This window comes from uncultured Deefgea sp. (assembly GCF_947072475.1).
Classification (GTDB): Bacteria; Pseudomonadota; Gammaproteobacteria; order Burkholderiales; family Chitinibacteraceae; genus Deefgea.
Window position 1 is genome coordinate 23,768 of sequence record NZ_CAMTIA010000027.1, and the last position, 15,528, is coordinate 39,295.

Consider the following 15,528-nt stretch of genomic DNA (forward strand, 5'->3'; position numbering starts at 1 on the left):
GCTTGCAATTACAATAATAAATTGCCTAATCAGTAGCCTGATTGCCTCAGTTTGGTGGCAAGGTCTATTGCTTGGTGTGCTTATCGGTGGCGCATTACGGATGAGCGACCCGCAAAATCAAGCGCAACAACGCGCGGCAGGGATGCCACCACAGACGCCCATTCACAGTGATTTGCCCTTATTACTAGTGGATTTATTGCCGCTTTGGCATCGCAATCTAGGCTTGGCGCGTGATCAAAGCCAAGCCGCAGTGGATCAGCTGGCCTTACATTTTTCCTGCATTATCGAAAGCCTAGGTGGCACGATTCGTTTGGCTTCAGAGAGCTCACACGGCGGCAATATCATTGCCACCATTCATCGCTCTGAGGCGCAACTAAACAATATTGTCAAAGCGCTCGAGCAAGTGCTCAAAGATCGCGCGGCACTGTTGATTGAACTAGAAGGCTTAGGGCAATTAAATATCGAGCTCAAACAAATGGCGACGTCAGTCACTGAAATCGCCGAGCAAACTAATTTATTGGCACTCAATGCGGCCATTGCAGCGGCGCAAGCTGGAGAAGCAGGTCGAGGTTTTGCGGTGGTGGCCGATGAAGTCGGTAAATTGTCGACGCTGTCGGGTGAAACCGGCAAACATATTTGCAGCAAAGTCGAATCGATGAATGCCACGATAGAGTGCGCTTTGGCGGCAGCCAAAAACCAATCGATCGCCGAGGTGCGCATCATCGACGCATCTAAAAATAGGATTGATGCGGTGGTACAGGACTTTCATCAAACAGCCGATCAACTGCGCCAAACCGTGCAGCAACTCAATACTGAAAGCCAAGCCGTCGAGCAAGAAATTCATGAAGTTTTGGTGCACCTGCAATACCAAGATCGAATGGGGCAAATCATGGGGCATGTGCAAGGGGATATGGACAAATTACAACAGCTACTGGCCAAACAAAGCCCATTACCCGCGCAAAGCCAGTGGTTGAACGAGCTCGAATTGAGCTACACCGCCCATGAACAAAAAAAGCTTCACGCCGGCAAGTCGCCCCCCAGTGCAGCGGTCAACTCTGGCATTGATTTTTTTTAAATTCGCCGATCCCATGACTGCAATAGAATTAAGCTTTGCCACTGAGCGCAGCCTGTTTACTCCAATTCGGTACTTCATCGGCAGTGATTAACTCGCCTATCATTGCTCCCGATACATAATCACAAGCCGCATCTTGCAATCGCTGTAACTGCGCTGGCGTTGTTACATTGCTAGCGTAGGTTTTCAGCGATAAATCATGCGCCAGCTGAATACTGTATTTAATCAATAATTGACTCAACTCTTGGTGTTGAGCGCGCTCAATCAAGCCAGCGGATAAGTGAAACTCGCTCAAAGGCAGTTGCCCTTGCTCTTCAAGCCAAGTAAAGCCTTGCCCACGATCGACAAAGGCAATCCCCACCTCTTTAATCCTGAGCTGCAATAAAGTATTCAGAATACTCGCCGCATCGTCACGCCCATCCCAGCAAGCAACCTCTAAGACCACTGAACTGGGCGAGAGTTGTAATGCATCTAAATCACTTAAAAAAGTCGGGGCCATGGTATAGGCGGCTAAGGTCGCCAAAGGCAAAGGGATATTCATTACCAATCGCAATCCATTCCGCTGCCAAGACGCCAGATCATTCAGCGCCTGAGTCATAAAGCTTTGCGCCAGCGCGGTAAATTGCGGCAAGGCATACAATTGCTCAGTTAATACCTGGCGATTTTGCCCCGGAAAAACCGCCTCATCCCACGTTGGTAACAAACGTACACCTTGCAGCATTCGGCTATGTAAATCAATCCGTGGCTGATAGGCAAAACCAATCTGACCGGCGCTGATTGCAGTGATTAAATCCGCAGGCAAGACCGCACTCAAGGCAATATTTGACCGTGGGGAAAATCCACTCAAAGCCGCGCGCAATAAATCGGCCGTCAGCGGTTTTTGTACTGAACCGACAATATGTAAACCATCACTACGCCCCAAAGACACTACCGAAGAAAGCAATACGGTTTCTCTAGAGCTCACCACTAAAATACCGGCTTGTTGACGGCTACGCCCTAGCTCTTTGAGTAAGCCAATGCCATTCACCCCCGGCATTTCTAAATCGAGCAAAATTAAATCGGGCTTTAACGTCGGCGCCTTCAGTTGCAATAAAGCATTCAAGCCATCATCTGCGGTTGCAATCACCTCAAGCTCAAGTTCTCGACACAAATTCACAGCATGCCGCCGCTGCACCGAAGAATCATCCACCACCATCACTGTTGTTGACACAATGGCTCCTTAAGCGCCGATCACGCTAGAAATTCGCGACAATGGCAGCACTTCATCGGCCGCCCCCAATTTAATGGCTTCTTTAGGCATACCAAAAACCACACAGCTCATCTCATCTTGCGCATAAGTTTTTGCACCAGCCTCTTGCATTTCTTTTAAGCCCTTCGCGCCATCATCGCCCATCCCCGTCATAATCACGCCAATCGCGTTGCGGCCAGCAAATTTAGCGCCCGAGCGAAACAACACATCCACCGATGGGCAGTGCCGACTCACCAAAGGACCATCCACGACATCCACCAGATACTGAGCACCGCTGCGCTTAATCATCAAATGCTTACCACCTGGCGCAATCAAAGCCAAACCGGGTAATAATCGATCACCATGCTTGGCCTCACGCACATCGATATCACACAGCTGATCTAAACGCTTGGCAAATGATTCAGTAAAATTAGGGGGCATATGCTGAACAATCGCAATCGGTGGACAGGTGCGGGATAATTTTTTCAACACCTCCTCCAAAGCCTGCGTGCCGCCGGTTGAAGCGCCCAGTAACACAATCCGTTCCGTCGTTTGAAGCATCGCGCCCTGAGTTGGTGGCGCAAGCACCACGTCGGCAGATAATTTTGGGCGAACCACAATGGCCGATGTGTCTGGTTTCGGTTTTAGCAACGACACTTTGGCCCTAGCTGCGGCTCGAACGGCACTGACCAAACTAGCGGCATCATCCAGCAGCGCTTGTTTGACCCCCAAACTGGACTTGGCCAAGACCTGCACTGCCCCTGCGCGCAAAGCTTCAATCGCCGTGGCTGAGCCTTGCGTGGTGAGTGAGGATAAAACCACCACCGCCGTTGGATGCTCATTCATTAATTGCTTAAGAAAGGTAATCCCATCCATTCTGGGCATTTCAACATCCAGCACCAAAACATCGGGCCAGTCTTTTTTCATTTTTTCAAGGGCATAAACCGGATCAGGCGCGGAATCAATAACGCGAATATCCGTAGTCGCATTTAAAATCGCACTCACCACCTGACGAATTACCGCCGAATCATCAACGACCATGACCTTAATCATATTTTTATCCGATGAATATCGTAACTAAAAGATTGCATTAATCGCCAATATTAAAATCAACACAATCGATGCGCCAAATTAAGTAAATCGCCCCATCAACAGATGATCAGCGGAAAAAAAACAGCAAACTCAAGCCGCCACTACCGACTTATATTGATAAATACCTGGCTGAATCAATTTTAAATCTTCACTCAAGCCGTATAAACTTTCTGAATGACTAACAAACAAATAAGCATTACTTTTAAGCTTTTTTATTACTTTATTTAAAATATCCTGCTTGCCATTCACATCAAAATAAATAAGTACATTGCGTAAAAAAATAAAATCAAACAGTCCAATCTCCGGTAATGGCAAAGCTAAATTAATCACCCTAAATTCCACTTTATTTCGCAGCGCGGGGACAATCAATAAAGAGCCATCTTGCTTGCCCACCCCTTTTAAACAATATTTACGCATCAACACACTCGGAATCCCGTCCACTCGATTCAGCGAATAATGCGCCGCTTTGGCCTGCGCAATGACTCGTAAACTAATATCACTACCGAGTACATGCCAATTGGCTTGCTCACCGAGCTGATGCGCTAAAATCATCGCGAGACTCCAGATTTCTTCCCCAGTCGATGACGCGGCACTCCAAACATTGAGCGAACTGTTTTTAGGCCTCGCTGCCACTTCATGCTGCATCCAATCAAAATGTTTGCGCTCACGAAAGAAAAAAGTCTCATGCGTGGTGAGCAAATCTACCGCAATCGCTTGCTCTTGCACCTCGTCTGGATCTTGTAGTAAGCGTAAATACGCTTCATACGTACTCACTTGCCTTGCGGTTAAACGATTGAGTAAGCGCTGTTGCAATAATGTTTTTTTACTCTCTGGCATATGCATGCCCGATTGCTCGCGCATCCACGCGCTAAATCGAGCAAATGTGGCATCATTTAATTGCATGGAACTCTTCATGAGTCTGGCTTTCATCCATTTTTGGCATCACCCCATCATGCTCAATCCCGGCTAAAACCGACATTTCATCCACCGACAATACCCGCGAAATATCCAGTAAAACAATAAAGCGATTATCCACACACGCCATGCCAGAAATAAACTCAGTGCGTAATTTGCTACCAAACTGCGGCGCTCTTTCTATATCATCCAGCGCAATGGTTAAGACCTCGTGTACTGCATCGACCAACACACCAATCAATTGCGCCTGCTCAGTCTCAGGGTCTAGCACCTCAACAATCACCACACAAGTGCGTCGACCCAGCTCGGTACGAGCCCGAGCAAAGCGCAAAGCCAAATCGGTGACGGGTACGACAGCGCCGCGTAAATTCATCACCCCACGCAAAAAGTCCGGCATCATCGGTACTTCGGTCAAATATTCATACTCTAAGATTTCTCGAATCGAGCGAATACCAATCGCAAACGTCTCCCCCCCCAGTTGAAATGAAAGATATTGCTCGGTGCTTTGCATTTGAACTTCTGCATCACTTTTACCGGCCATTTTATTGATTAATGCGAGCGCCCCCATGCTTCATCTCCTTTCAAAAATGAACAAAATCATTTTCATCTAAGCCCGATGATTGGGGTGCATGCTGAGCCTGTGATGGTTTTTTACCCATCGCTTTACCCGATTGCATATTGCTGCGGCGGTGACTAGAACTATCAATTTGAAAAAATGCCATTACATCTTGTAGATTGCCCGCTTGCGAGCTGACTTCTTCAGCCGTAGCCGCCAGCTCTTCACTGGCTGAGGCATTGGCTTGGGTCGAACTATTGATTTGCTGAACCGCGCCATTAATTTGCCCAACCCCACTAGCTTGCTCATTGGCTGCGGCAGCAATTTCTTGTACTAAATCGGCAGTTTTGGTACTTGAACGCACCATTTCATCCAGCAAACTCCCGGCGCGCTCAGCCAAAGCCACGCTATTGCTGGCCACTGAACTGATTTCTTGCGCCGCAACTTGGCTGCGTTCGGCCAATTTACGCACCTCGGCAGCCACCACCGCAAAGCCTTTGCCGTGCTCACCGGCCCGCGCCGCTTCAATCGCCGCATTGAGCGCCAATAGATTGGTTTTGTAGGCAATATCATCGACGATGCGGATGCGTTCGGCGATTTTACGCATCGCTTCAACCGTTTCGCGCACCGCAGAGCCGCCCTCAGATGCCTCACGCGAGGCTTTAGTGGCAATGCTTTCAGTTAAGCGGGCGTTTTCATTGGTTTGATTAATCGACGAAGTCATTTCTTCAATCGATGCTGAGGTTTCCTCGATACTGGCGGCCGACTCACTGGACGATTGCGATAGGCTTTGTGAAGTGCTCGACAATTGCATTGAAGCGGCTGACATATTATCGGTGCTGCTTTTTACTTCAATAATAATGCCGCGTAAACGCTCGACCATGATCCGAATACCATAAGCCAAACTGGTCTTATCGCTATCACGCACTGCGACATCAATCATTAAATTGCCTTTTGACAACTCAAACATCAGCGCTTGCACATAAAACGGCTCGCCACCCAAGGCCCGCGTAATCGAGCGAATAATCAGCCAGCTAATCACAATCGACAATAACAGCGCCACCAACGCCACCGTCATCAATAACCATTTGGTGTTGTCGACGCTGACGGTAGTTTCTTTACCGGCAATCAGACTTAAGCGCGTTTGCTCATCCCCCAAATCACGCACTACTTGCAATAAATTATTCATTGGAATAATCGCTTGCTCTAACACTGCCTTTGCTTCTTCGGCTTTATTGGCCTCGCCTAATGTTTGAATTTTATCTGACAGCTCAAGTACGGGTGGGATTAAGGCTTTGAGCTGATTTTGAATCTCAATCTCTTTGCGCGAATTTTGGCCATCGTGCTCTTCCAGTGATTTATTAAATGCGGTTTGCGTTTCTAAAAATATTTTTTTCGCCGCTTGGTATTTTTCCGCAATGCCTTTGAGTTTAGTTTCATCTTCTTCGATCACCGCTTGCCGATTGAGTACGCGAACTTCTTGCAGCTGATCCACCATCAAGGCATACATATCATTACGAGCAAATTTCACCAAAACAATGTCATCAAGCTGATTATCTGTTTGCGTTAAACCTTGCACCGCCACGGCAACACTGATCAATAGCATCACCACCAGCGCGCCAAATCCCAGCCCTAGCCGCATTGCAACGCTCATGTTTTTAGTTGAATTCATCGCTTTCTCCTTACTTCGGTGCTGACCGAAAACACAATCAAAATGCCAAATGGCTATGCATTGCCGACCGAGTGGCCAGTTCATGGTTAAAACTAAAAATTTCCGCATCGCGCAGCGTGACATGCTGCACCAACTCACTGACATCTAAAATCAACGCCACCTGCCCATTACCTAAAATCGTTGAGCCACCAATGGCTTTAAGATGTTGAAATAAAGTACCTAAAGGCTTAATCACCGTTTGAAACTCACCCAATAAAGCATCCACCACTAAGCCGACTTTTCGTTCATTGGCGCGAATCACCACCACATTGGCACGCTCAATGGCTTGATCGCTCGATTCCAATTCAAGAAAATGCGATAAACGCAATAAAGGCAATATTTCACCGCGTAAATTTAAATGATCCAAACTACCGTCAATTTTTAATTCATCGGGTAATTCAATACATTCGATCACCGATTCCAATGGCACCACATACGTGGCATTGCTGCTGCGAACCAAAAAGCCATCAATAATCGCCAAAGTGAGCGGTAAACGAATTCGTAACACCGTACCCACGCCCACATCCGAATCAACCATCACATGACCGCGTAGCGCATCGATGCTTCTTTTCACCACATCCATGCCGACCCCGCGACCCGATAAATTAGTCACTTGTTCTGCGGTTGAAAATCCCGGCTCAAAAATCAGGCTATAGATTTCCTGCTCAGACAATTGAGCTTCGGCGCTGACCAAGCCGCGCTCAACCGCCTTGGCGAGAATTTTGTCACGGCGTAAGCCGGCGCCATCATCACTCACCTCAATCATGACGCTGCCTGATTCGTGATACGCATTTAGATATACCGTGCCATGTATTGGCTTGCCAGCCTTGATCCTTGCGTCTTTGGACTCAATACCATGGTCTATTGCATTGCGTACAATGTGCATCAAGGGGTCAGAAAGCTTTTCAATCATCGATTTATCCAGCTCGGTTTCCGCGCCAGTGATTTCTAAATGAATGTCTTTATCCAACTCTTTGGCCACATCTCGCACCACGCGAGGAAAACGCTGAAACACTTCACCAATTTGCGCCATGCGCATCGACAACACACCGGCGCGAATTTGTTCGATCAAATTACTCATGCTCAAGCTCCACTCTTGCAAAGCCATCGCGCCATTTTGACTGGCCAGTAAATTACCCGCCGCGCCAGAAATCACTAATTCACCAACCAAATTAATTAAGCTATCGAGCTTTTCAGTCTCCACCCGCAAAAAAGTAGCTTCGCCAGCTTTCTCGGTTTTGACTTTTTTTGCACCACCGGCCAAGGAGCTGGTTTCCAAGGCGGGATGAGCCACGACAGGTGAATCAACAGCCGCTATTTTTTCGCTCGGCAGCGGTGCTAGGCCCAATTCAACCCATGCCGCATTGATTTTTTCCCATATCTCGTGGGGGATTTGTTCAGTTTGCTGCTGTAAAAAATCGCGCGCCTCGGCCAAGGGGGTAATCAAAATCAGGCTGTCTTCCCGCACAAACTCAAATACATCCTGCAAAGCCGCCGCCGTGGTGTCACCTGCAAAGCGCAGCGCAAATTGCAGATAATTTTGCTCAGGGTCAAAGTCGCTAGTGCTTAACCGCGTATCGATTAATGGCAGCACCTGTTCAATCTGACCTTGTCGAGTCAAAAAGCGCAGAAAACTGGCCGGATCCAAACCATGGCGCAATAAGTCTGGGCCAAAGCCCAAAAAGATTAACCAACTGGACGCCGTTTCAACTGACAGCAGCGGCGCGACGTCGAGCGCCTTGGCTTGAACCGTTGGCGTAGCCATGGTTTTTGCCACTTGATATTGCTGCAAATCAGCCAGTAAAGTGGCTCTAGCCTCTGGCGACGGAATAATGGCGGCATTACTCAGCGCATCAACCATACTTTGCACATAGTCACGACAGCGCAGCATGACACTCACTAAGGCTTCATTCAGCTGGATGCTGCCATTTCGCAATAAATCGAGTACGTTTTCAACTTCGTGGGTAAATTTAACGACATCATCCAGCGCAAATAATCCCGCCGAGCCTTTAATGGTATGCATCGTTCGAAATAGCGCATTCAGTAGCTCAGAATTGCCTTGGGCATTTTCTGCATCGAGCAAAATATGCTCCATTTGCTGCAACAGCTCATTGGCTTCATCAATGAATGCCTGTAGTCCTTCATCATCCATTGGGCATCTCCTGATTTGACGCGAACAGTGCGTCGCTTAAACCCAATAAGCTCACCAGCTCGACTAACGCTGTCGGCGGTTGCAGCAACTGCAATGGCAACTGTTGACGCTCGGCCTCATGCTTGACCCACAGCAAGAGCTGCACAAAAGTGCAATCGCATTCTTGAATCTGCGATAAAGACAAAGACAAACCTTTGCTTTCATTCATGATCGATTTGAGTTGCAGATAAGTGTCGCGCACTTGGTAGATGGTTTGTTCGTCGTCCAAAATAAGTTCAGTCATTGCTGATTCACCGTTTGGTTTTCAACTAAATACACAGAAATGGAACGCACGTTTTAAGGCAGGATCAGTTTTTGTACCGCTTCCAACATTTGTGCCGGTTGAAATGGCTTCACCACCCACGCTTTAACGCCAGCAGCACGACCTTCATTTTTAAGTGCTTCTCCGGATTCGGTGGTTAACATAATCACTGGGGTAAATCGATAATTGGCCAGCAGTTTGGCGGCTTTCACAAAGCTAATCCCATCCATATTCGGCATATTGACATCGGAAATAATCAGATTGTATTTACGGCCATCGAGCTTGGTGAGCGCATCACGGCCATCGCAAGCATCCACCACCTCATAGCCGGCTTTTTTCAATGCCATACCCACGGTTTGTCGCATGCTCGATGAGTCATCAACAATTAAAATGGTCTTCGCCATGCGATACCCTTTGCCTAAAGTGCCATTAACTCGGGAATTGATACACAGATATTAAATTAGCTTACTTTTTGCTTATCGCAAGCTGAAATAAATCCACAAAAAATCTATGGTTTTATTTCAGTTTAAATCGCAAAACCAGCTGCTAACAAAGAGGCGCTGCGGCTGTAAGCCACAAGCAGATCAAACGATGAATGAACGCAAGCATGCATTGCGCCATGGGGGAGGTGAATCGAATAATGGGATGAGTGAGGTGAGGTGGGCGGAACGCACGAAGATCGTCCCGCCAATACGGTTTATGCCAGCCAGTGCTGAATCGGTAAAAAATCGCTCAATAAGGCGGCTTCTGGCGAGTTCGCCTCCGGATGATAGTCATAACGCCAAGCGGCCAGCGGTGGCATCGACATTAAAATCGATTCGGTACGCCCGCCCGATTGCAAGCCAAATAAAGTACCGCGATCCCAAACCAGATTAAATTCAACATAGCGGCCACGGCGATAAGCTTGCCAATCGCGTTCACGCTGGCCGTATTCCAAATCCCGGCGGCGCGCCACAATCGGCGTGTACGCTGGCAAAAAGGCATCGCCCACCGCTTGCAACATCGCCAAGCTTTGCGCAAAGCCCAGCTCAGAAAAATCATCAAAGAAAATCCCGCCAATGCCGCGTGCTTCTTGGCGATGTTTTAAATAAAAATACCGGTCACACCAGTCTTTAAAGCGCGGATATAAATCGCTGCCAAAGTCCGCTAATGCTTGATTACACGTTTGATGAAAATGCGTCGCATCTTCGCGGTGGCCATAATACGGCGTTAAATCCATGCCGCCACCAAACCAAAACACTGGCTCTGCGTCACTACCTGCCGCCGGCTGCGCGATAAAAAATCGCACATTCATATGCACCGTTGGAATATACGGATTGCGCGGATGGAGCACCAAAGAAACCCCCATCGCCTCCCAAGCACAGCCCGCAAGTTCCGGTCGATGCGCGCTGGCTGATGGCGGCAAGGTTGCGCCCAATACATGCGAAAAATTCACCCCACCACGCTCAAAAACCGCGCCGTTTTCGATCACACGGCTCATGCCGCCGCCGCCTTCTGGACGCTGCCAGCAATCGGTTTGAAAACAGCAGCCATCGATGTTTTCTAATGTCGCGACGATATTTTGCTGCAACGTCAGGAGGTATTCTTTTACTGCGGTGATATTCATTGAGTCATTCCTTCGGTGGATCGGCGTCATTTTTAGCCAAACGAGGCATAAAAAAATCCCCTTTTGCAACTGCGGCTAAAGGGGATTGGGCCGTGAAAGGCAAGTCGGCAGCGATTCAATCTGCCGCCGGATTGCAATCAGAGCTGCTGCGTTGGAATCGCATTTTTGCTGTGCGTCATTTGATTATTGTTATCAACATAAATCAATGATGGTTTATGGTCGGCCAATTCGCTGTCGGCATAATCGGCAAACGTCGCAATAATCAATAAATCACCGACTTGCGCATGGCGTGCTGCTGAGCCATTCACTGAAATAATCCCTGAACCACGTTGGCCTTTAATGGCATACGTCGAGAAACGTGAGCCGTTATTGATATTCCAAATATCAATCGCTTCGTATTCGCGAATGTTGGCAGCATCGAGTAGATTTTCATCAATCGCGCACGAACCTTCGTAATGCAGCTCGGCGTGCGTTGCTGTTACACGGTGCAGTTTGGATTTGAGCATATTGCGTTGCATGGTTTTCTCCCGCGCTGCAGGTCATACCGAAAGGATGGACCAAGTGCCCTAAACAGAGCGTTGACTTAAGCGCATTTCAAATAGGGCTCGATTATAAATTGCATTGGCGCAAATGCCCAATGCACAGCCAGAATAAATTAAACTTTAGCGCGATAGATCAAACAATCATCGAGCAAAAACTCGCCCTCGCCCACTTGCGCGTTCGGCGCAATTCGCTCAAATTCAAAGCGATGTCCATCTAAAAGCAACCAAGCCGGAATCGCTTTTTCGTTAAAACGACCCAGCGCTTCTTCTGAACGCACAATATCTCGCGCTTTAACTTGCTGAGCGCTCGCTTGCCGACGCGCGATTTCGGCCGCGTCTTCTATGGCATCGCGCACTTCAGGGCGTGACATCGCACCGCGATTGGGTATCGATTCGGCGCTCAATTCGTTTTTTTGTACTGGCAAAGCGCGTAAATACAAATTAAACAACACGCGCGGCAACACTACCCGTTTCACTTGCTTATCCGGGTTAATCACACACGCCACGCCAAAGTTTTCGCTGCACTTTGGGCATTGCGCGGTCGCGGCAATGGCAATATGGTTTTCTACCAAACGCGCAATCCCATTCATTTGTTTGGCGTCGAGCATCGTGCCGCAACGAACACAGGGCTTAGAGAATTGCTTTACTTGATTACCGTTGGCAAATTTCAACGGTAAAAAATCACTGAGCCGGCGGTTAGGCTGCATCATTATTCCTTGTGAGTAGGCGTTTAATTCTTAAACGCGGCCACTAAATTCACGGATTCCAAATCATCAACGCCGCGATCATCTCAAGCGCTGAAGTCCATTTAACAGTAATCGTGCAAAAGTTTGATGGCAAGCAATAGAAAGCCAAGCAAATATTATTGTAAATATGCCAGCGCAAACGGTCGATTCAGTATGGCAAAACGACAGAGCGCGCCAAAAACTCGCTCTGACGCTGGGCTTTACATTCTGGCGACACGCATCTCGACCGTTAAATCAAGATAATCAATATTTAGACGCTGCAAGGCGACGGTAGTTCCAGCCGGTAATTCAGGCAAGCCACCGACACGCAGCACCAAAGGCATGCCGTCAATACGCACCAGATTTTCTTTAATCACTTGCGCGTTAAAGTCTTTTAGGTTTTCTTGCACCATGAAACGCAAGCACCAATAGCGCTCCATCTTATCTTGGAATTCAGCGTAAGCGGCATACGCGGCGTCAAAGGATGAAATTGCGGTGAATAATTCGGCGTCATTTTTTTGATAACGCGGTTTTTCGCCGCGCAGCATGTCCACTAATTGCTGTTGATTAATGTAATCCACAGCACGGCGTAGCGGCGAGCTCGACCACATATAGCATTCAACGCCAAGACCCGCATGCGCTGTAGCCTGTGTTGACAAGCGCACGCGGCCACCGCCTTGCGAGCGATAAATACCAGCGATTTGCGCGTCGCGCAGCTCTTTACCCCATTGGCTATTCACCAAAATCATTAGCTCGGCGACGAGCTTATCCATCGGCGCACCGCGTTTGCGCGGCACGATGCGTACTTTTTCGCTCTCAACGCCATCCACCACATCGCGGTCGATATAAAAGTTGTAATCCATCCGCGTTTGTTGCGGTTGATCGGCCTTACCCCGACGGCCTTCCAGCGCACCGGCGAAATGCCACAAGAAATTAAGCTCGTCTTTCCACGGATAATCTGGCCCGTCTTGACCGGCGGTTTCTTCGTTGAAATACGGCTCAATATCATGGTGGCGCAAGTTAGCCACCACTGGCACACGTTCGATCACTGAGCGGTAGCTCAAAATATCAAAGCCCAGCGACACTTCCAAATACATCGATACTGCTGGGCGCGCCGCGCCTTCTTCTAGCGTAAACACATTCACCGCGTCGTCGGGCAACATAGTGATTTTGTCGCCGGGAAAATACACCGTCGACAGGCGATCGAGCACCACTTGATCCAGCGCCGAGCCTGGCGCAATACCCAGCACTGGCGCGGCAATATGGATGCCGACTTGCCAGTTACCGTTTTTCAATTTTTGCAAACTGAAGGCGTCATCGATCTCGGTCGTCGTTGCATCGTCAATCGAGAATGCTTTTACGTCGGCAATGGGTAAATCTGTCGGTGCGCTCACCGGTTCAAATTCAGCAAAACCACGTCCCTTAGGGAAATGTTCGGCCAAAAAACCATCGAGGAAATATTGCGCAATATTCGGAATCGCACCGACTTTATCCAGTAAACGCAAAGTCGACGTTTGCGCGCTTTCCGCCGCTTGCGCCAAGGCTTTGTATTCCAAGCCGTTTTTGTCTGGGCGATGTATTAGTTTGGCCAGCGTGGGTTTAAAGGCTTCTGGCAAGATACCTGCTAGTAATTCGGCTTGCCATGCGCCCATTTGCTCGGCTTCGCGCTGTTTACGCTCGACACCAGCCAGCGCGGCTTTGAGGTTTTCTTCTGGCGCAGCTTTGTAGTTACCACGGCCTTTGCGATAAAAATACATCGGCGCGGCGTGCAAAGCGATCGCCGCAGCAGCTTGCTGAATTAAGCTTGGATTTTTACCAAAATATTCAGCGGCAATCGCGGTAAAACTCAACTCGTCGCCACCGCAGCATTCCCATAATAAAGTCACATCAACGTCAGCGGCCTCGTTTTGCGCGGCTTTAAAAAAGTCATCCAAACCGACTTTATCAAACTTGAGCAAGACATTGGCCGCCTTGATTTTGCTGCGCTTGCCGCGCGTATCTTCGATTTGCAAACTCGCTGGCTGCTCGTCTTGGATCGTTGCAACCTTAAAGCTGCCATCTTCTTCGTAAAATACGTTCATTTATATTCCAACTTTAAAATCTGACGCAAAGACGCAGAGGCGCAGAGAAAACCATTTGAATTGTTTTTCCTCTGCGCCTTTGCGTCTCTGCGTTGAAAGGTTTTGAACTAATCACTCAGTTGCGCCAGCAATTCGGCTTGGCGCTCGCTCATCAGGGCTTGCGTTAATTCAGTCAAATCACCGTCCATGATGTAATCGAGCTTGTATAAGGTCAGATTAATACGGTGATCGGTCATCCGGCCTTGCGGGTAATTGTAGGTGCGGATGCGCTCTGATCGGTCGCCTGAGCCGATCAGCGATTTGCGCTCGGCGGCTTCTTTGGCGTTAATCACCTGCATTTGCGCGTCTTTAATTCGCGCCGACAGCACCGCTAACGCCCGGGCTTTATTTTTGTGCTGTGAGCGATCGTCTTGGCACTCCACAATAATGCCGGTGGGAATATGCACCACGCGCACTGCCGAGTCGGTTTTATTAATATGCTGACCACCGGCACCACTGGCACGGAAAGTATCAATGCGTAAATCGGCTGGATTGATATTCACTTCCTCCATCTCATCGGCTTCGGCCATCACCGCCACGGTACACGCTGACGTATGAATCCGCCCTTGCGTTTCCGTCGCTGGCACTCGCTGTACGCGGTGTGCGCCCGATTCAAAACGCAGTCGCGAATACGCGCCTTGGCCAACAATGCGCGCAATGATTTCTTTGTAGCCACCAAGTTCGGATTCATTCACCGACATGATTTCGACTTGCCAGCGATTGCGCTCGGCATAGCGGCTATACATGCGGAATAAATCAGCGGCAAACAACGCAGCTTCATCGCCACCCGTTCCGGCGCGAATCTCGAGGAAAATATTGCGCTCGTCATTCGGGTCTTTGGGCAGTAGCGCGGTTTGCAAATCGTAATCGAGTTGCTCAAGACGCGCTTTGCCGTCTTTGATTTCTTCCGTGGCCAATTCAGCCATTTCCGGATCGGACAGCATCGCCTCAGCATCGGCCAAATTGGCATGGATGCGATTAAATTCGTGCCACAACTCAACCACCGGAGTGATTTCGCTGTATTCACGGTTTAATTTGCGATATTGATCCATATCGCGCGTGGCTTCTTCGGACGCCAGTAAGGCGCTCACTTCTTCTAAACGATCAGCCAATTGCGATAATTTGGCTTGAATTGATGGTTTCATGCGGTTTCCATAAGGCGAGTTGCCAGCAAGATTAAAATCTCGCAGAACTCAAACCACTGCTAAATATAAGGTTTACTCGGGTCGATTTAGGCCAGTCTGGAATAAACCCATTCGTTTTTTAAACGACAGCGGCTGGCTCAGCGGTAAAGCGAGGTATAACGCCGACACAATCATCCCTCATCCAGAACAGCCATGCGGTGCCTAACCACGAATCCACACCGCGCCTAAATACAATCAACACGAATCAACAGTTTGCTACCAAGGCAAGACAAAACGAAGGTATATGAATATCACCCTTAACCCTTCAAGGCCATATTCATATACTCCCAACACCCCACGCCCAACTCCCCGCTCCCCGCTCCC

General features: G+C 48.7%; 14 protein-coding genes. 1 reads left to right on the top strand and 13 read right to left on the bottom strand.

Annotated elements, in window-relative coordinates:
- Positions 1–100: 100 nt before the first annotated feature.
- A complete protein-coding gene (locus tag Q0V82_RS10120; RefSeq protein WP_297575389.1) occupies positions 101–1,075 on the top strand; it encodes a methyl-accepting chemotaxis protein in 975 nt (324 codons plus the stop codon).
- Between the two features lie 28 nt (positions 1,076–1,103).
- Here the strand turns inward: Q0V82_RS10120 and Q0V82_RS10125 are convergent, their stop codons facing one another.
- The 13 genes from Q0V82_RS10125 to prfA form a co-directional block, all read right to left on the bottom strand.
- Positions 1,104–2,282 (bottom strand): EAL domain-containing protein, encoded by a 1,179-nt coding sequence (locus tag Q0V82_RS10125; RefSeq protein ID WP_297575391.1) that lies wholly within the window; start codon positions 2,280–2,282, stop codon positions 1,104–1,106.
- A gap of 9 nt (positions 2,283–2,291) precedes the next feature.
- Complete coding sequence (locus Q0V82_RS10130) at positions 2,292–3,353, bottom strand: chemotaxis response regulator protein-glutamate methylesterase (protein WP_297575393.1); 1,062 nt, start codon at positions 3,351–3,353, stop codon at positions 2,292–2,294.
- 129 nt (positions 3,354–3,482) lie between these two features.
- On the bottom strand, positions 3,483–4,295 hold the full coding sequence (locus Q0V82_RS10135) for a protein-glutamate O-methyltransferase CheR (RefSeq protein ID WP_297575395.1): 813 nt from the start codon (positions 4,293–4,295) through the stop codon (positions 3,483–3,485).
- Positions 4,282–4,875 (bottom strand): chemotaxis protein CheW, encoded by a 594-nt coding sequence (locus Q0V82_RS10140; protein WP_297575397.1) that lies wholly within the window; start codon positions 4,873–4,875, stop codon positions 4,282–4,284. The genes Q0V82_RS10135 and Q0V82_RS10140 overlap by 14 nt, the downstream gene beginning before the upstream one ends.
- Positions 4,876–4,888: 13 nt before the next feature.
- Complete coding sequence (locus Q0V82_RS10145) at positions 4,889–6,535, bottom strand: methyl-accepting chemotaxis protein (RefSeq protein WP_297575399.1); 1,647 nt, start codon at positions 6,533–6,535, stop codon at positions 4,889–4,891.
- Positions 6,536–6,572: 37 nt separating this feature from the next.
- Positions 6,573–8,726, bottom strand: a complete 2,154-nt coding sequence (locus Q0V82_RS10150) for a chemotaxis protein CheA (protein WP_297575401.1) — start codon at positions 8,724–8,726, stop codon at positions 6,573–6,575.
- The gene (locus Q0V82_RS10155; protein ID WP_297575403.1) at positions 8,719–9,009 is read right to left on the bottom strand and encodes an STAS domain-containing protein; all 291 of its coding nucleotides are present in this window, start codon (positions 9,007–9,009) and stop codon (positions 8,719–8,721) included. The genes Q0V82_RS10150 and Q0V82_RS10155 overlap by 8 nt, the downstream gene beginning before the upstream one ends.
- Before the next feature lie 53 nt (positions 9,010–9,062).
- Positions 9,063–9,431 (bottom strand): response regulator, encoded by a 369-nt coding sequence (locus Q0V82_RS10160; protein ID WP_297575405.1) that lies wholly within the window; start codon positions 9,429–9,431, stop codon positions 9,063–9,065.
- Positions 9,432–9,724: 293 nt separating this feature from the next.
- Entirely contained in the window at positions 9,725–10,633 is a 909-nt protein-coding gene (gene hemF, locus Q0V82_RS10165; protein WP_297575407.1) for an oxygen-dependent coproporphyrinogen oxidase, read from the bottom strand.
- 137 nt (positions 10,634–10,770) lie between these two features.
- The gene (panD, locus tag Q0V82_RS10170; RefSeq protein WP_297575409.1) at positions 10,771–11,151 is read right to left on the bottom strand and encodes an aspartate 1-decarboxylase; all 381 of its coding nucleotides are present in this window, start codon (positions 11,149–11,151) and stop codon (positions 10,771–10,773) included.
- 137 nt (positions 11,152–11,288) lie between these two features.
- The gene (locus tag Q0V82_RS10175) at positions 11,289–11,885 is read right to left on the bottom strand and encodes a hypothetical protein (RefSeq protein WP_297575411.1); all 597 of its coding nucleotides are present in this window, start codon (positions 11,883–11,885) and stop codon (positions 11,289–11,291) included.
- Positions 11,886–12,121: 236 nt separating this feature from the next.
- Positions 12,122–13,981 carry a ribonuclease catalytic domain-containing protein gene (locus Q0V82_RS10180; protein WP_297575414.1) on the bottom strand — a complete coding sequence of 620 codons (1,860 nt, stop codon included), beginning with the start codon at positions 13,979–13,981 and terminating at the stop codon, positions 12,122–12,124.
- A gap of 107 nt (positions 13,982–14,088) precedes the next feature.
- Positions 14,089–15,165 (bottom strand): peptide chain release factor 1, encoded by a 1,077-nt coding sequence (gene prfA / locus Q0V82_RS10185; protein WP_297575415.1) that lies wholly within the window; start codon positions 15,163–15,165, stop codon positions 14,089–14,091.
- Positions 15,166–15,528: the final 363 nt, after the last annotated feature.